Below are 16,596 nucleotides of genomic sequence, written 5' to 3'. Positions count from 1 at the left end.
GTCAGACCGTCAGGACGATCTTGCCGCGGGTGCGGCCCGCGGCGCTCAGCTCCCAGGCCTTGGCGGCCTCGGCGAGCGGCAGCGCGTGCTCCACGTTGACCGTGAGCTTCCCCGCGTCGGCCAGTTCCGCCAGGAAGGTCAGGTCGGCGGTGTCCGGGCGCACCCAGATCTGGTGGGCGCCCTTGGCGGCCGCGTTGTAGTCGGCGATGGAGACCACGCGGTGGCGTTCCCGGACCAGGGACTGGAGGGTCTCGACGACGTCGTCGCCGTAGAAGTCCAGGCCCGCGTCGACGCCGTCGGGCGCGATCTCGCGGATCCGGTCGGCCATCCCCTCCCCGTAGAGCACGGGCTCCGCGCCGAGGGAGCGCAGGTAGTCGTGGTTGTGCGCGCCCGCCGTACCGATGACCCGCAGGCCGAGCGCGACCGCGATCTGCACGCCGAAGGACCCGGTGCCCCCGGCCGCGGAGTGGATGACCACGGTCTCCCCGGCCTTGAGGCCGGCGCGGGTGAGCGACTGGTAGGCGGTGAGGCCGGCCAGCGGGATGCCCGCGGCCTGCTCGAAGCTCAGCTCGCGGGGCTTGCGGGCGAGCGTGCGGACGGGGGCGGAGACCAGTTCGGCGTACGTGCCGAGCTCGACCCACTCCTTGCGGACGTAGCCGTAGACCTCGTCGCCGACGGCGTAGTCGAAGGTGTCATCACCCACCGCTTCGACGACTCCGGCCACGTCCCAGCCGGGTATGACCGGGTAGCGGACTTCGAGGATGGAGTCGAGGTATCCGGCCGCGAGCTTCCAGTCCACCGGGTTGACCCCGGCGGCCTTGACCCGGACGAGCACCTCGCCCGGTCCCACCTTGGGCTGCGGCACGTCAACGAGCTGGAGTGTGGCGGGAGTTCCGTATGCGCTGTATGTGATGGCCTTCATGAACGCCACAACGGCGCGGGCCGGCGCGGGTATTCCGGACCGGCGGCCGGATTCGAGCGTTCCTCAAGCGGGGAGGGAGTTGCGGTGCGAGCGCCGCCGGGCCGCGCTGAGCAGGGCCTGGATCTGGGTGCCCGCCTGGTCGACGTCGTCGAGGACGGAGGGGAAGGGCAGGCGCACGTCGCGGTGGCCGGTGCGCTCCTCCAGGCGCAGGGTGATGCCGTACCGGTCCATGGCGAGCGGCAGCGCGCGGACCACGGCGGCCGAGGGCAGCGGCCGTACCAGCCGCAGCAGCAGGGTCACCAGTTCGGGGTGGTCGTCGAGGAGGTGGGTGAGCATGCCGGCCTCGTAGGAGGCCAGCGGGTCGGGCCAGGCCTCGTCCAGCTCGTCCAGCCCGATGTACGAGGTTCCCCGCGCGGTCTCCAGGACCGCCTGGCCGTACTCCACGCAGGTGGTGGTCCCGGGGGCGGAGGCCTCGTCGGCCCAGGGGGTCAGCAGGTGGCCCAGGACGGTGACGCGGGCGCGCACCCGGTCGCGTACGGGGGTCGGGGCGATGTCGGTGAACTCCAGCCGGATGGCGGGCAGTCCGTCGTTCAGGAGCGCGGCCGGGTGTCCGGCCAGGGGCGCGGCGGGGTGCAGGTGCAGCCGGCCGAGCACGTCCCCGCCGTCCAGGTTGCGGACCTCGTGGCGCACGCCGTCGATGACGACGGTCATCGAGTGGGCGGCGGCCAGCACGGAGCGGACCAGTTCGGCCTCGGTGGGCCGGGCGGGGGGCGTGGCGGCGGGGGCACCGGGCAGGCGCATGCGGATCTCTCCCTCATCGGAGATTGACTTAGGTATGCCTAACCTAACCTATTCGTGAGTCGGGGAGTACCCCGCGCGCCAGCCGGCCGAGCGTCTCGGCGATCCGTGCGGGCGCGAAGCCCAGGGTGTGCCGCTGGAACTGGTAGACCTCCGGGGAGAGCGGGCTGAGCAGGGCGTCCACGCTGACGTCGGGATCGTCGGCGCCCGCCTCCACGAGCAGGGCCCGGACGTGCGCCCGCCAGTGCCGGTACGTGCCGCCCGCGAACCGGGCCGGGCCCGGGCCGATGCCCAGCGCCAGCGGCAGGTGCCGCTCCAGGTGCTCCAGGGCCGCCGCGTAGAAGGCGGCCAGCCGCTGCGCCGGCGGGGCGCCCGGGCCGAGCGGCGGCGGGCCGAACGCGAGGCGCCCGCGCAGGACGCGCTCGTGTTCGTCCAGCAGCGCGGCGGCCACCGAGGGCGGATCGGGGAACCGCCGGTAGAGCGTGGCCCGTCCGACCCCGGCCGCCTTGGCTATGTGGTCCATCGTCACGCCGCGCGGATCCCGCTCGGTGAACAGCTGCTCCGCGGCGGCGAGGATCTGTGCGCGGTTGCGTATCGCGTCCTCGCGCCGCAGCGGCCGAACGGTCCCCCCGCTCCCCCCGGCGCCGCGGGGAGCGGGCCCGGGGCCCGCGATGTCGCTCAACGTGCGGACCTCGTCGCCATTGGTCATGGCGGCGACCCTACGTCCTTCGTGTCGGTGTTGGGCTGAACGGGTGAAACACGAGAGGATGGGTGGATGCACATGAAGCGCACGGCCGAGGCGGCCCGGTGAGCAGGTACGACGTCACCGACGAGCAGTGGGAGGGACTCGCGCAGGTGGTGCCGCTGCGCAGTCGCAACGAATGGCCCTCCCGGGTGGACCACCGCACCATCCCCAAGGCCGCCGGGGCGGCCGCGGCGGAGCAGCAGCGGCGCTTCGTGGTGATCCGGGTCCAGATCTTCGCCGACGCGCGGGAGGTGGCGGAGTACCTGATCGCGCAGATCCCGGTCCTGCTGGACCTCACCGGCGCGGACAGCGAAGTGGCCAAGCGGATCCTCGACTTCAGCAGCGGTGTGGTCTTCGGCCTGGGCAGCGGCATGCACCGGGTCGACCGCAACGTCTTCCTGCTGGCCCCGGTCGGGACCGAGGTGGAGGGGATCGCGGCCGCGGCCGTCCCCCGATCGTAGGAAGGTCGCGGCGGCGGAACGGTTCGCCGGGCACCCCGGCACCCGGGCGGACCGTACCGTCCGGCCATGGACGCCACCCTGGACGCGGCGGGACCCGCCCGGCCCGCCGCCCCGACCGGTACACCGCCGTGCCCGGCAGCCGCGGCTGACAGCCCGTTACGCGGACACCCCCGCGGTGAGCCCGGCCCCGCCGATGCCCGCCCCGCCGATGCCGGCCCCGCCGGTACCGGCCGGGCCTCCGGTACGCCGCCGCGTGCCGACGGAGCCGCCTCCTCCGGCGGTGTGCCCGCCGACCCGGGGCCGAACCGACCCGCCGTCACCGAGCTGCGGCTCTCCGCCTTCGGGCCGCACCGGGCGGCCGCCTTCCCGCTGGGCCCCGTGACCCTCTTCACCGGCCCCAGCGGCAGCGGCAAGACCCAGGCCCTGGACGCCTACCGGGCGCTGGCCGCCCTCGCCTCCGGGGCCACCCTGCGCGAGGCCTTCCCCGATCCCGGGTCCCGGGTGCCCGAGCGGGCCCTCCCCGACGGCGGCGGGCGGCGCGGCTTCCGCCTCGGCTGCACGGTCGACGGCCCCTGCGGCCCCGTCCGCCTCGACCTCGCGGTCCAGGCCGAGCCCGTGCTGCGCATCGCCGGCGAACGGCTCTCCCAGGACGGGCGGATCCTGCTCACCACCGCCCTGCGCGACCCGCGCCGGCGCACCGTCGAGGCCGCCTGGTTCACCGGCGGCACCGTGGGCGTGACCCGCGCGCCGATGCCCGACGACCGCCTCGGCACCGGACTGCTGCCCCTGCGCGTCGCCGGGTCCACGGCGGGCCAGCGCCGGGTACTGGCCGCCGCCGAGCAGGTGGTGGTGGCCCTGCGCGCGGTGTTCGCCTGCGATCCGGACCCCGCCCGGATGCGGGAGCCCGTCCCGGCCGGCGAGGGCCGGCTGCGCACCGACTGCGGGAACCTGGCCGACGTACTGCGCCGGACCCGCCACGAATGCGGCACCCGCCACGCGCTGCTGGCCGGGGCGGCGCGGACCGGATGCGCCGGGCCGGTGGCGGGGCTGGACGTACGGGCGGCCGCGGGCGGCGCCGGGCTCGTCGCCGCCGTGCTGGACCGCGGTCCCGGCCGCCCCGCCACCGGCCTGGACCGGCTCGGCGCGGGCGAACTGCGCTTCCTGGCGCTGGCCCTGGTCCTGCTCACCGGCCCCGGCGTGCTGGAGGTGGACCCGGCCGCCGAACTGCTCTCCGCCCGCCAGGCCCTCACCGTCCTCGCCGACGGCCTGGACCGGGGGCTGGACCGCCGGCAGTCCGCCGAACTGCTGCGGCTGGCCCAGCTGTCCGGCGGGCGCGGGCACATCAGGCTGGTGGCGGCGGTCGGCGAGGACACCGCGGGAACCGGACGCGGGGTACCCGGCGTCTCAGTGGTAGACCTGTCCCCATGAACGACGCAGCACCCACGGGTGACGGGACCCCGCCCCGGCGGGACGAACGCCTGTACCGACTCCAGCGACGGCTGGCCGATTTCGCGGCCGCCCGGGACTGGGCCCCGTACCACACGCCCAAGAACCTGGCCGTGGCCCTGAGCGTGGAGGCCGCCGAACTGGTCGAGATCTTCCAGTGGCTGACTCCGGAACAGTCGGCGGCGGTCATGGAAAAGCCCGAAAGCGCACACAGAGTGGCCGACGAGGTCGCCGACGTGATGGCGTACCTGCTGCAGTTCTGTGAGGTTGTCGGGGTTGATGTGCTGGATGCGCTGGCCGCGAAGATCGAGAGGAACGAGCACCGCTTCCCGGTAACCGGTACTTCGACACCAGATCGTCACTCTTCGGAGTGATGGCGTCGTCCACAACCATGTTTGTGTCCACAGATTTCCGAATACCCCTGGCTTTACTGGCTCGTTGCCTTCACTCTGGGTAGTGGAGAACGGCGGGATGTCGTGCGGACGGGGGACGGCATATGGATGCGGTACGGCTCATCGCGGCCGGCCGGCACGCGCTGGCGCGGAGCGGGGAGGCATGGGACATCGTGGGCGAGGCCTGGCAGGCCCAGGCGCTCGCACAGGGCATGGGGAGCTGGCTGGCGGTCACCGGGCCGCCGGAGCTGAGAGCGGAGGCGCGGGGACTGGGGGAAGCGGGCGGCAGAGGGTGCGGGGTCATCGACCGGGCGGCCCTGAGGGGCGAGGGAAGACCGCCCGAACAGCCGCCGAGGGCGGCGCAGCTCACCGGGACGGCCGACATACGGCAGGCGCTGCTCGGGCTCCAGGAGCTCCTCGGTGAGGTCGGCATAGCCCTCGTCGGGGTGGCCTGCGCGACGGACGACGAAGGCCTGTACTGGCAGTGCATAGAGTCGATCGACGCGGCGGACGAGTCGAGCGACCGGGTGCGGGCACTGCTGCGCCGGATGGCGGCCGTGCGCGAGCGGGGTTCGGCGTCGGGCGTGAGCTGAGCCGGGAGCGGGCCCGGGCGGGCAGGTGCGCGGCCGGGGGTCCCGCCGCACGCGACGGGACCCCCGCGCGGTCAGAAGGACCGGTCGGAGTGGCGGTCGGAGCGGAGCTCGCCCTCGTACGCGCGGCCGCCGTGGGCCGCCGGCGCGGCCGGAAGAGTGCGGTCCGCGGAGTGCTGGAGGTCGGCGTCGAGCTGGGAGAGGTCGGCGTTCAGCGCCGCCATCAGCTCCTCCATCTGCTGGAGCAGGCCCTTCGGTGCGCCGCCCTGGGCGGGTGCTGCGGACTCCTGGCGTGCGTGGTCGTGTGCTGCCTGTCCGGTCTGTCCGGGATGCTCTGGCGCGGACTCGTGGGACATGGCGGCCTCCTCGGCCCTGGCCCCTCCGGTGCGGAAGGGGGCGGTGGACGCATCGGCGGGAGGCCGCCGGCGCGCGGGCCGGGCGGTCCGGCTCCGTCCGAGCCAACGATCCCCATCGGCGCTGGTCACTGGCGGGGCGGGGGGTGGCCCTTCCGGTTGACGAAGATTCACCCGGCAGGGGTGGGAAGGGCAGGATGGAGGGCATGGATCTTCGCGTTTTCACCGAACCGCAGCAGGGTGCGAGTTACGAGACCTCCTGACCGTCGCCAAGGCCACCGGGGACCTGCGGCTTCGACGCGTTCTTCGGAACCGGTACGGATCTACCCATGGAGCCAATCGCCCTGGGGGACAGGGGGTCCGACATGGTCCGGGCCGTCACGTACGAGCGCCAGAGCCACAAGAGCGAGACCGACAGCCAGGCTTCGAGCGTCTCATGGAGGACGCCCGCGCGGGCAAGTTCGACGTCGTCGTGATCTACATGCTCTCCCGGCTCACCCGGCAGGGAGCCGCGGAGGCGCTCAAGATCCAACAGGAGCTGGCCAAGTGCGGGGTCGCCATCGTGTCGACGCAGGAGCCGTTCATCAACACCAGCGACGACAACCCGTCCGACGCCGCTGGCGAGTCTCGACGAGGAATCGGCGAAGGCACGTAAAGAGGCGGCGCTGAAGCGTCGCAAGAGCGGTCGGAGCGACAACGCGGATTACGAGTGGTCGGCCACCGTTGTCCTGCGAATCCTGCGTGACCCGCGCCTTGCGGGCTATGCCATCGGGCCGGTGGATCCCAAGACCAGGAAGCGGACTATCCTCCGCGACGAAGACGGTCGGCCAGTGGCCCCGCACACGGGCTTCATCAGCCCCAAATGGTAGTTCGGTATTCAGTAGATGCTTGATGGCCGGAAGAAGGAAAAGCGCACCGACCGAACGGGGGAGATGACACTCCTAGGGTCATGGGGCATCAACCGGTGCGGTCTGTGCGCGTCTGGGCTGACCGTCAGTCGAACCGCCGGGGCGTACGTCTGCAACCTGCGTCGGTCGGTTGGTGATGTCGGCAAGCACGTCCTGCGTATCGGCATGGAGCATGCGGACAGGGTCGTCGCCGAACGCGTATGGGCCCGTCTCGGCGGTCTCGACGCGAGCAACCCGGACGACGTTGAGTGGCTCTCTGTGGCCGCTGAACGCTTCGCCGTCCAGGGGGCCGACCCGGAGGCCGCAGTGGAGTCGGCGGAACAGGAGGCGCGGCTTGAGCACGTTCAGCAGAGCATCGTGGAACTGAACGAGGACCGAGACGCCTACGTCGGACCCACGGCCCGCAAGGCCTTCCGCGAGACGATGGTCACGTACGCGGCCCACGAGGAGCGGTGCTCGCGGCGCATTGAAGAGCTGCGAGCGTCAGCCACCTCGTCGGCCCGCCTGCCGGTCGATGAGTGGATGGAAGCCGGCGACGGGAACCCGTTCGACCCCGAGGGCCTGTGGGCGCGCTGGGACGTCGCAGATCGCCGGTCGTTCCTCGCGCTGTTCGTGGACAGGGTGACCGTCTCCCCGGCTGCCTCGAAGCAGGGGTCCGCTGCAGAGAGGGCGGAGGAGCGGGTACAGATCGTCCGGGCGAGGCGCCCGGAGGTGACGGACGGCAATCAGGTAACGGTTTGATAACAGCCACCTCCGGTGGGAGGTGGCCGCACGCGCTCGATCCTGCCGGGCGCCGTCACCCCCGGATCGTGTCGCAGGGGGAGTGCGGTCGAGTGGCGTCGGCGGGTCCAGAGCCTCCGTCGCATGGCTGCGTACGACGCCGCTCCCGAAGGGCGGCTGGAATCCTGATGACCAGGAGGCCATGCTTCAGCCCTCGTGTACCTTCTTGGAGCAGCTTGCCTGATCTAGCTCGTAGCGCCTGCCGTGTACCAGAACGACTTCGCTGCGCCCCGGGTTGAAAGGAAGCCCCTCAGTCCAGGGAGTTAGGGACGGGTAGAAAAGTCGGGAGCCTGCGCCCAGTCGTACTGGTTCAGTGTTCTCCACGAGGCCCATGTGGTTGTACGTGTAGGTCAGTGTGTAGCTGAGGCATGGACCGGTTACGCGATCAACGATGCTGTTGCCCGACGCTTCTGAACCACCTCCCATCTCCTCGGTGAGGACGGTGATCGCAGAATATCCGTCCGGGTCCGAGGTTTCAGATGGAGGCCATGTACACGCGACGAACACGACGGACGACGGGTTGCCGTATTCGTCTTTCGTGATCTTCTTCTGGGTTGCGCCGTTCATGCCGTGAGTCTTTTCGCACTCCCGCACGAACTCGGCAGTCGTTTGCGCAGGTGGGGTTCCATCGGAATCTTCTTTGCCGCGGATTACCTCCACCAGGCCCCAGACCGACAAGGCGGCACCGGCCAAGGCGCCGAGCGTAATGACAGCGCCCTTGGCGCTGACGACAAATCTCTCGGCTCGCCTCCAGCGACTTGGCGGTGGCGGTGGCGGTGGGCTGCCGACCGTTGATCCGTCGGTCATATGCAAAGGTCTACCGTCCTCCGCGTGTCTTTGCCCGTTTTACTGTGCCATCCGGAGGACGGTCAGTACTCGGAAGTAACCCCCACGGAGGTCCGGCGTAACCGTCGTGCCGCACCGCGACGTCATGGGCGGCACACGAGCTCCTGTAGCTCAGCGGTCAGAGCGCCCGCCTGCCGAGCGGGACGGCGCCGGTTCGAATCCGGTCGGGAGCGCAAACAGATGTGGTCGACGAGCTGTGATCTTGTCGGCCCATCTGCCACGGGGATGCTGCAACGTCTGATCCCTGCCGTCCCGACTTATCCCCTCCGCAGGTTCGGAGGACGGCCTACGCAGATCAACGCTGACGCCGTCGCGTCCAGGTGTGCCCCGCAGGTAAGCACCCAAGAGGGTTCACCTACGACCTGCGCGCGGTATTCCGCGGGATAGCGGCAGTGGGGGCACTCGTCTGAGGTGGAGATCGCTTCAAGGAGCACCTGACGCTGCATGCCCCGCACGGTAGCGCATGGGCCGACGCCTCCCAGGGGAGCCGGCGCAAGCCGGGCTCAGGCGGCGGGGCGCGTGAACACGAGGTTCGCGGCCCGCTGAAGGCCTTCGCCCTCGAAGGTCACCGAAGCGCTGTGCCATCCGATGGCCGTGACGACCTGGATCGCCCGCGCGACGTCCGTGTCGAGCTTCTCGGGGGCCGCGAATTGCTTCCGGATGAAGACGGTGTCCCCGCGGGTCCAGGCTTCGCCGGCCGCGACGTCGATCGGAGGGACGGCAAGCTTCCCCAGGATCTTCTTCAGCATGCGCTGAGCGCAGGCGACGACCACGGCGGGAGGTAGCGGGAGGGAAGTACCCGCCGGGAGCGCCGCCTACGTAGGGGTGTCCCCGTCCGGCGACGGCTTGCACATCTGGGGCCGCGCGGACGTCCGGCAGGGACGCCGCATCCGGCGCCCCGACGGTACGGCTGTGGAGATCTACGGGACTGGCCGCTACATGGCGATGACGGGGCGCCGACACGGCAACGCCCCGTCGCCGCTAGGGGACCTCGCCCCGGTCATTCGTCGCCTGACGGCGCCTTGTTGACGTGCTGGGGTCCAGGCCCCCGGATTTCATTCCGCAGCGAGCGCACGGCGCGGACGGCCCTTTCCGCTTCCTTGCAGACGCCGGGTACCTTCCGTAGCGCGGCGACGAGCACCCATGCCCCGGCCCCGAACGACGCCACAACAAACGCCGCCTGCCCGTAGATGTCCATCCGGTCCTGTAACCCTTCATCGAGGGGTCGGACCGGGTTCGCGCACTCGGCCCGACCACATCACCTGTGGTCTGAACCGAGAAGCGCGTCCGACGGTGTGCCCTCCTGGGGTGGAGGGCCGCGATTCTCGACGATGTTGCTGATGTCGATGAGATCGAGGTAGGCATGCCGCCGCGGGCCGTCGAAAATCCTTGGCGGGCTCCGGAGCGTTGCCGCATCCGGGTGCAGGGGGGACGAAGTTGGCCCGCCTGCCCGTCCACCGTATCACCACGACTAAGCGGGGCGGCAGTTGACTGTGCATCAAAACCCTGCGAAGGAGGTTCCATGGCCGGACGAGGCCCGGTGCCGAAGGACCCGGCCAAGCGCCGTCGGCGCAACGCCGCAGAGCCGGAGATCGTGATCATCCTCGCCCCGACAGCGTGAGCGACATCAGCAGCCGTCGCGCTCGTCTGACCAGCTTGGAGACCGCGTGCCGCGCACTATCGTGCGCGCCCCGGTCATGACCCCAACGGCAGGGGGCGGGCGGCCCGCCGGTTGATCGTCATTGAGGTGCTGGTGAAGCAAGCGCGGGAGCTGCTGCCGAAGGCTGCCGAGCCCGCTGGGCTGTAGCCATTTGACCAGCCCCGATCACCCCACGGTGGTCGGGGCTTTGCCGTGCCTCAGCGGGCGGTGGAAACTTGCTCTGAACAGGGTTGCGCTGGTGAGGAGGCTGCTAGGCCATGGGGAGCAAGCAAGTCGGTTCTCTCTGTCCGACCACTACCTGCGGATGGGCTCCGTCGACGGCCTGCCCGGTCCCACGGATGCCTGGATCACCCTCGCGGGCCTGGCCCGGGAGACGAAGCGGATCCGGCTGGGCACGCTGATGACGGCCGGCACCTTCCGGCTGCCCGGCGTCCTCGCGATCCAGGTGGCGCAGGTCGACCAGATGTCCGGCGGCCGGGTGGAACTGGGCCTCGGCGCGGGCTGGTTCGAGGAGGAGCGCAAGGCGTACGGGATCCCCTTCCCCGCGGAGCGGATGGCCCGGCTGGAGGAACAGCTGGCCATCGTCACCGGGATGTGGGCCACCGGGCCGGGCGCCACCTTCGACCACCGCGGGGTCCACTACCGGGTGGAGGACTCCCCGGCGCTCCCCAAGCCCGCCCAGGCCAAGGTGCCCATCCTCGTCGGCGGCCACGGCGCCCGGCGCACCCCGCGCCCCGCCGCCCGCTACGCGGACGAGTCCAACATGCCGTTCGTCTCGGTGGAGGACAGCCGTCGGCAGTTCGCCCGGGTCCGGGAGGCCGCCGCCGGGGCCGGCCGCAAGGCGGACGAACTCGTCTACTCCAACGCCCTGGTGGTGTGCGTCGGCAAGGACGACGCCGAGGTCGCCCGCCGGGCCGCCGCCATCGGCCGCGAGGTGGACGAGCTGAAGGCCAACGGCCTGGCCGGCTCCCCGGACGAGGTCGTCGAGAAGCTCGGCACCTACTCCGCCATCGGCTCCTCGCGCGTCTACCTCCAGCTCCCCGACCTCGGCGACCTGGACCACCTGGAGCTGATCTCCGCCCGCGTCCTGCCCCGGCTCGGCCGGTAGGGCCGCCGCCGTGCCCCGCGCGACCGGCCCGCTCGCCGAAGCCCTGGCCCACCGGGCCGTGCTCCTGGACGGCGGGCTCAGCAACCGGCTCGCCGACCAGGGCTGCGACCTGTCCGGCGGGATGTGGACGGGCCGGGTGCTCGCCGAGAGCCCCGGCCAGGTGCAGGCCGCCCACACGGCGTACGTCCGGGCCGGCGCCGAGGTGCTGATCACCGCGAGCTACCAGGTCGGCCACGAGCCGGACCTGCTGGAGCGGAGCGTGCGGGTGGCCGGCGCGGCCGCCCGGGCCGCCGCCCGGGAGGTCTGGGTGGCCGCCTCGGTGGGCCCGTACGGGGCGCTCCTGGCGGACGGCTCCGAGTACCGCGGCCGGTACGGGCTCACCGAGGCGGAGCTGGCCGCCTTCCACCGGCCCCGGATCGGGGCGCTGCTGGCGGCCGGCCCCGACGTCCTGGCGCTGGAGACCCTCCCGGACGTCCTGGAGGCGCGGGCCCTGCTGCGGGTGCTCGCCGGTACGGGCGCCCGCGCCTGGCTCACGTACACGGTCGCGGGCGGCCGCACCCGCGCCGGCCAGCCCCTCGCCGAGGCGTTCGCCGTGGCGGCCGCCGCCCCCGAGGTGATCGCGGTCGGCGTCAACTGCTGTGATCCCGCCGACGTGCTGCCCGCCCTGGAGGCCGCCGCCTCCGTCACCGGCAAGCCGCTGGTGGCCTACCCGAACGACGGCTCCGTCTGGGACGCCGCCACCGGCAGCTGGAACGCCCCGGCCGCCCCCGCCCCCTGGCCCGTCGAGGCGTGGCGCGCGGCCGGCGCCCGGCTCGTCGGGGGCTGCTGCCGCATCGGCCCGGACCGCATCGCCGCACTGGGGCCGCGTCTGGCCTGATCCGGGGCGAATGGCGTGATCCGGGCCGAAGGCAAGGGCCCGCGTCCGACTATCACTCGATCGGGTGAAGGCCCTTTCTGGTCGGCTCCTGCTGGGATAGGCAGGACGGATGAAGCGCACCAGCAGGACGGGCGCCGCCGCCAGGCGCCGCATCACCCGCTCCAGGGCGTGCGGGGAGAAGAAGCAGTTCGCCAACGAGGCCGCGGCGGAACACGCCGCGAGCGAGATGCACCGCATCCAGCCGTGGCAGCACGAGCGGATCGCCTACCTGTGCCCGTACAGCGGCACCGAGCCGCACTGGCACATCGGCCGCCCGCTGAACATCCCCAAACAGCGCTGACCCGACCCCATGGGAGGCCCTCCCGGGACGGTGGCCGGAACACCCGCGGGGGCGGGCCGGCCGCCGCCCGGAAATCCGTTCGCACCGACGGTGGCGCCCGGGTCATGCTGGAGTGCATGTTCCTGACGATCAGCACCACCGGCACGACGGAGAATCCGGCCACCGACCTGGGATTCCTGCTGCACAAGCATCCCGGCAGGGCGCAGGCCTTCTCCACCTCGCACGGCACCGCCCACGTGTTCTACCCCGAGGCCACGGCCGAGCGGTGCACGGCGGCGCTGCTGCTCGAGGTGGACCCCGTCGCGCTCGTCCGGCGCGGCCAGGGCAAGGGACGGGGCGGGGCGCCCGACGCCGCCCTCGCCCAGTACGTCAACGACCGCCCGTACGCGGCCTCCTCGCTGCTCGCCGTCGCGCTCAGCGGGGTCTTCCGCACCGCCCTCAAGGGCCAGTGCGCCCTGCGCCCCGAGCTGCCGGGCCGGCCGCTCCCGCTGCGGATCGAGATCCCGGTGCTGCCCGCCCGCGGCGGCCCGGAGCTGGTGCGCCGCCTGTTCGGCCCGTTGGGCTGGGACCGGGTGGAGAGCACGCCGATCGCGCTGGACGAGCGGTTCCCGGAATGGGGCGACAGCCGCTACGTGCGGCTCGTGCTGGAGGGCGGGGCCAGGCTGGAGGACGCCCTGCGCCAGCTGTACGTCCTGCTGCCGGTGCTCGACGACGCCAAGCACTACTGGATCGCCCCCGACGAGGTCGACAAGCTGCTGCGCGCCGGGGACGGCTGGCTGGCCGGGCACCCCGAGCACGCGCTGATCACCGCCCGCTACCTGGCCCGCCGCAAGGAGCTCACCCGCGACGCCATGGAGCGCCTGGAACTGGCCCGGCTGGCCGAGGCCGACGGGAGCGAGGCCGAGGAGCTCGACAACGCCGTGGACGCGGCCCCGGACGGCGCCGACGCGTCCCCCGGAGCCGGCACCCCGGAGCGGGCCGTCCCGCTCGCCGTCCGCCGGCGCGACGCGATCCTCGGCGCACTGCGCGGGGCCGGCGCCCAGCGGGTGCTCGACCTCGGCTGCGGTGAGGGACACCTCGTGCAGGCCCTGCTCAAGGACCCCGCGTACACCGAGGTCCTCGGCGTCGACGTGTCCGTGCGGGCGCTGACCATCGCCGCCCGCCGGCTGCGGCTGGAGCGGATGGGGGAGCGCCAGAGCTCCCGCGTCCGGCTGCTCCAGGGCTCGCTCGCCTACACCGACAAGCGCCTCGCCGGCTACGACGCGGCCGTGCTCAGCGAGGTCATCGAGCACCTCGACCTGCCCCGGCTGCCCGCGCTGGAGTACGCGGTGTTCGCCGCGGCCCGCCCCCGCACCGTCCTCGTGACCACCCCGAACGTCGAGTACAACGTCCGCTGGGAGTCCCTGCCGGCCGGGCAGGTCCGCCACCGCGACCACCGCTTCGAGTGGACCCGCGAGGAGTTCCGCGCCTGGGCCGCCCGCGTCGCCGCCCGGCACGGCTACACCGTCGCCCACGTACCCGTGGGCGACGAGGACCCCGAGGTCGGAGCCCCGACCCAGATGGCCGTCTTCACCGCCGCCACCGAGACCCCGAAGGAGGGCGAGGCAGCATGACCACCACCCCCACCACCGGCCGCACGGCCGAGCGCACGGCCCACCGCGTGCTCCCCGTCACCGACCTGTCCCTCGTCGTCCTCATCGGCGCCACCGGATCGGGCAAGTCCACCTTCGCCCGCAAGCACTTCAAGCCCACCGAGATCCTCTCCTCCGACTACTGCCGGGGCCTGGTCGCCGACGACGAGAACGACCAGAGCGCCAGCAAGGACGCCTTCGAGGTCCTCCACTACATCGCCGGCAAGCGGCTCGCCGCCGGACGCCTCACCGTCGTGGACGCCACCAGCGTCCAGCAGGAGTCCCGCCGCGAGCTCGTCCGCCTGGCCCGCGAGCACGACGTCCTGCCCATCGCGATCGTCCTCGACATGCCCGAGTCGGTCTGTGCCGAGCGCAACGCCGCCCGTCCCGACCGGGCCGGACTGCCCCGCCGCGTCATCCAGCGGCACCGCTCCGAGCTGCGCCGGTCCCTGCGCGGCCTGGAGCGCGAGGGCTTCCGCAAGGTGCACGTCCTGCGCACCGTCGAGGAGGCGGATTCCGCCGAAGTGGTGCTGGAGAAGCGCTTCAACGACCTCACCCACCTCACCGGCCCCTTCGACATCGTCGGCGACATCCACGGCTGCTCCTCCGAGCTGGAGACCCTGCTCGCCAAGCTCGGCTACGAGGACGGCGTCCACCCCGCCGGCCGCACCGCCGTCTTCGTCGGCGACCTCGTCGACCGCGGCCCCGACAGCCCCGGCGTGCTGCGCCGGGTGATGGGCATGGTCAAGTCCGGCAACGCCCTGTGCGTGCCCGGGAACCACGAGAACAAGCTCGGCCGCCACCTCAAGGGGTCCAAGGTCCAGCAGACCCACGGCCTCGCCGAGACCGTCGAGCAGCTCTCCCGCGAGAGCGAGGAGTTCGTCAAGGAGGTCAGGGAGTTCATCGCGGGCCTGGTCAGCCACTACGTCCTCGACGGAGGCAAGCTGGTCGTCTGCCACGCCGGGCTGCCCGAGAAGTACCACGGCCGCACCTCCGGCCGGGTCCGCTCGCACGCCCTGTACGGCGAGACCACCGGCGAGACCGACGAGTTCGGCCTGCCCGTGCGCTACCCGTGGGCCGAGGACTACCGCGGCAAGGCGGTCGTGGTCTACGGCCACACCCCCGTCCCGGACACCACCTGGATCAACAACACCATCTGCCTCGACACCGGCGCCGTCTTCGGCGGCCGGATGACCGCCCTGCGCTGGCCCGAGCGGGAACTGGTCGACGTACCGGCCGAGAAGGTCTGGTACGAGCCGGTCAAGCCGCTCGCCGCCGAGGTGCCGGGCGGCCACGAGGGGCGCCCGCTCGACCTGGCCGACGTCCACGGCCGCCGGGTCGTGGAGACCCGCCACCTGGGCAACGTCGGCGTCCGCGAGGAGAACGCGGCCGCCGCCCTGGAGGTCATGAGCCGCTTCGCGGTGGACCCCCGGCTCGTTCCTTACCTCCCGCCGACCATGGCGCCGACGGCCACCTCTCAGGAGGAGGCCCGCGGCGGAGCCGCTGACGGGGGCTTCCTGGAGCACCCCGCCGAGGCCTTCGCCCAGTACCGGGCCGACGGCATCGGACGCGTCGTGTGCGAGGAGAAGCACATGGGCTCCCGCGCCACCGTCCTGCTCTGCCGGGACGCGGAGACGGCCCGCGCGCGGTTCGGCGTCGAGGACGGCCCCACCGGCTCCCTCTACACCCGCACCGGCCGGCCGTTCTTCCCGGACCCGGGGCTCACCGAGGAGTTCCTCGCCCGGCTGCGCGCGGCGGTCGACCGCGCGGGCCTGTGGGAGGAACTCGGCACCGACTGGCTGCTGTTCGACGGGGAACTGCTGCCCTGGTCCCTGAAGTCCACGGGCCTGCTCCGCAACCAGTACGCGGCCGTGGGCGCCGCCTCCCGCGCCGTCCTGCCGGACGCCGTCGCCGCCCTGGAGGCGGCCGCGGCCCGGGGCGTGGACACCGGGGCGCTGCTGGAGCGCCAGCGCGGGCGGGCCGCCGACGCCGCCGCGTTCACCGAGGCGTACCGGCGCTACTGCTGGAGCACCGACGGGCTGGACGGCGTACGTTTCGCGCCGTTCCAGCTGCTCGCCGCGGCCGGGCGGTCGCTGGCGGCCGTGCCGCACGACGAGCAGCTCGCCTGGCTGGACCGGCTCGCGGACGCCGACGAGGGTTCGGACGCGCCGCTGCTGCGCCGCACCCGCCGGGTGTACGTGGACACCGGCGACGAGGAGTCCGTCCGCGCGGGCACCGAGTGGTGGCTGGAGCTGACCGCCGCCGGCGGCGAGGGCATGGTCGTCAAGCCGCTCCAGGCGTACGCCCGGGACGGCAAGGGCAGGCTGGTCCAGCCCGGGGTGAAGGTCCGCGGACGGGAGTACCTGCGGATCATCTACGGGCCGGAGTACGCGCGTCCGGAGCAGCTGGAGCGGCTGCGCCAGAGGTTCCTCGGGCACAAGCGCTCGCTCGCGCTGCGCGAGTACGCGCTCGGCCTGGAGGCGCTGGACCGGCTGGCGGCGGGGGAGCCGCTGTGGCGGGTCCACGAGCCGGTGTTCGCCGTGCTGGCCCTGGAGTCGGAGCCGGTCGACCCGCGCCTGTGACCCCGGGCACGGGTCAGGGCGGGGCGTAAAGCGGGAGCCCCCGTACGGCCTCGAATTAGGTCGTATGGGGGAACTTTCCCGCGGAAGCCCCGGGAAAGCGGCGGCGGGATCGTTCATCCAGGGCAGCGGAGTGTCCGCGACCCAGGAAGGACGGAAC

Annotated in this window: 16 protein-coding genes, 1 tRNA gene and 1 pseudogene; 12 read left to right on the top strand and 6 right to left on the bottom strand. The window is 72.6% G+C overall.

Annotation, left to right across the window (positions count from 1 at the left end):
- Nucleotide 1: 1 nt before the first annotated feature.
- From ACQKM2_RS09265 to ACQKM2_RS09255, 3 genes are all read right to left on the bottom strand, one after another.
- Entirely contained in the window at nt 2–922 is a 921-nt protein-coding gene (locus tag ACQKM2_RS09265) for an NADP-dependent oxidoreductase (protein ID WP_427707966.1), read from the bottom strand.
- A 63-nt stretch (nt 923–985) separates the two neighbouring features.
- Nucleotides 986–1,723: a DUF2470 domain-containing protein gene (locus ACQKM2_RS09260; protein ID WP_427707964.1), complete on the bottom strand. Its 738-nt coding sequence runs from the start codon at nt 1,721–1,723 to the stop codon at nt 986–988.
- A 43-nt stretch (nt 1,724–1,766) separates the two neighbouring features.
- Nucleotides 1,767–2,429 (bottom strand): TetR/AcrR family transcriptional regulator, encoded by a 663-nt coding sequence (locus ACQKM2_RS09255; protein ID WP_427707962.1) that lies wholly within the window; start codon nt 2,427–2,429, stop codon nt 1,767–1,769.
- 98 nt (nt 2,430–2,527) lie between these two features.
- Between ACQKM2_RS09255 and ACQKM2_RS09250 the strand changes: the two genes are divergently transcribed.
- The 4 genes from ACQKM2_RS09250 to ACQKM2_RS09235 all read left to right on the top strand — a co-directional run bounded on the left by ACQKM2_RS09250 (nt 2,528) and on the right by ACQKM2_RS09235 (nt 5,357).
- Nucleotides 2,528–2,926: a cell division protein SepF gene (locus ACQKM2_RS09250; RefSeq protein WP_405978109.1), complete on the top strand. Its 399-nt coding sequence runs from the start codon at nt 2,528–2,530 to the stop codon at nt 2,924–2,926.
- Nucleotides 2,927–2,992: 66 nt separating this feature from the next.
- The gene (locus tag ACQKM2_RS09245; RefSeq protein ID WP_427707960.1) at nt 2,993–4,354 is read left to right on the top strand and encodes an ATP-binding protein; all 1,362 of its coding nucleotides are present in this window, start codon (nt 2,993–2,995) and stop codon (nt 4,352–4,354) included.
- Nucleotides 4,351–4,746, top strand: coding sequence for a nucleotide pyrophosphohydrolase (locus ACQKM2_RS09240; protein WP_427707958.1), 396 nt, complete (start codon nt 4,351–4,353; stop codon nt 4,744–4,746). Before ACQKM2_RS09245 ends, ACQKM2_RS09240 begins: the two co-directional genes overlap by 4 nt.
- A 122-nt stretch (nt 4,747–4,868) precedes the next feature.
- Nucleotides 4,869–5,357, top strand: coding sequence for a DUF6099 family protein (locus tag ACQKM2_RS09235; protein ID WP_125814888.1), 489 nt, complete (start codon nt 4,869–4,871; stop codon nt 5,355–5,357).
- A 71-nt stretch (nt 5,358–5,428) separates the two neighbouring features.
- Here the strand turns inward: ACQKM2_RS09235 and ACQKM2_RS09230 are convergent, their stop codons facing one another.
- Entirely contained in the window at nt 5,429–5,710 is a 282-nt protein-coding gene (locus tag ACQKM2_RS09230; protein WP_427707957.1) for a hypothetical protein, read from the bottom strand.
- A gap of 256 nt (nt 5,711–5,966) precedes the next feature.
- Here ACQKM2_RS09230 and ACQKM2_RS09225 point away from each other — a divergent pair, with 256 nt between their 5' ends.
- Entirely contained in the window at nt 5,967–6,362 is a 396-nt protein-coding gene (locus ACQKM2_RS09225) for a recombinase family protein (RefSeq protein ID WP_427708114.1), read from the top strand.
- A 229-nt stretch (nt 6,363–6,591) separates the two neighbouring features.
- Nucleotides 6,592–7,356, top strand: a complete 765-nt coding sequence (locus ACQKM2_RS09220) for a hypothetical protein (protein ID WP_427707955.1) — start codon at nt 6,592–6,594, stop codon at nt 7,354–7,356.
- Nucleotides 7,357–7,542: 186 nt separating this feature from the next.
- Here the strand turns inward: ACQKM2_RS09220 and ACQKM2_RS09215 are convergent, their stop codons facing one another.
- Nucleotides 7,543–8,088: a hypothetical protein gene (locus ACQKM2_RS09215; RefSeq protein WP_427707953.1), complete on the bottom strand. Its 546-nt coding sequence runs from the start codon at nt 8,086–8,088 to the stop codon at nt 7,543–7,545.
- 253 nt (nt 8,089–8,341) lie between these two features.
- Here ACQKM2_RS09215 and ACQKM2_RS09210 point away from each other — a divergent pair.
- Nucleotides 8,342–8,414 (top strand) — tRNA-Gly (locus ACQKM2_RS09210).
- Nucleotides 8,415–8,744: 330 nt separating this feature from the next.
- Here ACQKM2_RS09210 and ACQKM2_RS09205 read toward each other — a convergent pair.
- Complete coding sequence (locus ACQKM2_RS09205; RefSeq protein WP_427707951.1) at nt 8,745–8,990, bottom strand: hypothetical protein; 246 nt, start codon at nt 8,988–8,990, stop codon at nt 8,745–8,747.
- Nucleotides 8,991–10,178: 1,188 nt separating this feature from the next.
- Here ACQKM2_RS09205 and ACQKM2_RS09200 point away from each other — a divergent pair.
- The 5 genes and pseudogenes from ACQKM2_RS09200 to ACQKM2_RS09180 form a co-directional block, all read left to right on the top strand.
- Nucleotides 10,179–11,009 (top strand): annotated as a pseudogene (locus ACQKM2_RS09200) (LLM class F420-dependent oxidoreductase); the annotation flags it as partial.
- Nucleotides 11,010–11,019: 10 nt separating this feature from the next.
- Complete coding sequence (gene mmuM, locus ACQKM2_RS09195; RefSeq protein WP_427707949.1) at nt 11,020–11,886, top strand: homocysteine S-methyltransferase; 867 nt, start codon at nt 11,020–11,022, stop codon at nt 11,884–11,886.
- 109 nt (nt 11,887–11,995) lie between these two features.
- Nucleotides 11,996–12,226 carry a hypothetical protein gene (locus ACQKM2_RS09190; protein ID WP_125822865.1) on the top strand — a complete coding sequence of 77 codons (231 nt, stop codon included), beginning with the start codon at nt 11,996–11,998 and terminating at the stop codon, nt 12,224–12,226.
- A gap of 116 nt (nt 12,227–12,342) precedes the next feature.
- Entirely contained in the window at nt 12,343–13,839 is a 1,497-nt protein-coding gene (locus tag ACQKM2_RS09185) for a 3' terminal RNA ribose 2'-O-methyltransferase Hen1 (RefSeq protein ID WP_427707947.1), read from the top strand.
- The gene (locus tag ACQKM2_RS09180; RefSeq protein ID WP_427707945.1) at nt 13,836–16,439 is read left to right on the top strand and encodes a polynucleotide kinase-phosphatase; all 2,604 of its coding nucleotides are present in this window, start codon (nt 13,836–13,838) and stop codon (nt 16,437–16,439) included. The genes ACQKM2_RS09185 and ACQKM2_RS09180 overlap by 4 nt, the downstream gene beginning before the upstream one ends.
- Nucleotides 16,440–16,596 lie beyond the last annotated feature (157 nt).

The organism is Streptomyces sp. NPDC004126 (assembly GCF_050275515.1).
Taxonomy (GTDB): Bacteria; Actinomycetota; Actinomycetes; order Streptomycetales; family Streptomycetaceae; genus Streptomyces.
This window is presented reverse-complemented; position numbering and strand designations above follow the sequence as displayed.

Coding starts and splice junctions, on each gene's coding strand:
- ACQKM2_RS09265 (WP_427707966.1), bottom strand. CDS start 922: ATGAAGGCCATCACATACAGCGCATACGGAACTCCCGCCACACTCCAG.
- ACQKM2_RS09260 (WP_427707964.1), bottom strand. CDS start 1,723: ATGCGCCTGCCCGGTGCCCCCGCCGCCACGCCCCCCGCCCGGCCCACC.
- ACQKM2_RS09255 (WP_427707962.1), bottom strand. CDS start 2,429: ATGACCAATGGCGACGAGGTCCGCACGTTGAGCGACATCGCGGGCCCC.
- ACQKM2_RS09245 (WP_427707960.1), top strand. CDS start 2,993: ATGGACGCCACCCTGGACGCGGCGGGACCCGCCCGGCCCGCCGCCCCG.
- ACQKM2_RS09240 (WP_427707958.1), top strand. CDS start 4,351: ATGAACGACGCAGCACCCACGGGTGACGGGACCCCGCCCCGGCGGGAC.
- ACQKM2_RS09235 (WP_125814888.1), top strand. CDS start 4,869: ATGGATGCGGTACGGCTCATCGCGGCCGGCCGGCACGCGCTGGCGCGG.
- ACQKM2_RS09230 (WP_427707957.1), bottom strand. CDS start 5,710: ATGTCCCACGAGTCCGCGCCAGAGCATCCCGGACAGACCGGACAGGCA.
- ACQKM2_RS09220 (WP_427707955.1), top strand. CDS start 6,592: ATGCTTGATGGCCGGAAGAAGGAAAAGCGCACCGACCGAACGGGGGAG.
- ACQKM2_RS09205 (WP_427707951.1), bottom strand. CDS start 8,990: ATGCTGAAGAAGATCCTGGGGAAGCTTGCCGTCCCTCCGATCGACGTC.
- ACQKM2_RS09190 (WP_125822865.1), top strand. CDS start 11,996: ATGAAGCGCACCAGCAGGACGGGCGCCGCCGCCAGGCGCCGCATCACC.
- ACQKM2_RS09185 (WP_427707947.1), top strand. CDS start 12,343: ATGTTCCTGACGATCAGCACCACCGGCACGACGGAGAATCCGGCCACC.
- ACQKM2_RS09180 (WP_427707945.1), top strand. CDS start 13,836: ATGACCACCACCCCCACCACCGGCCGCACGGCCGAGCGCACGGCCCAC.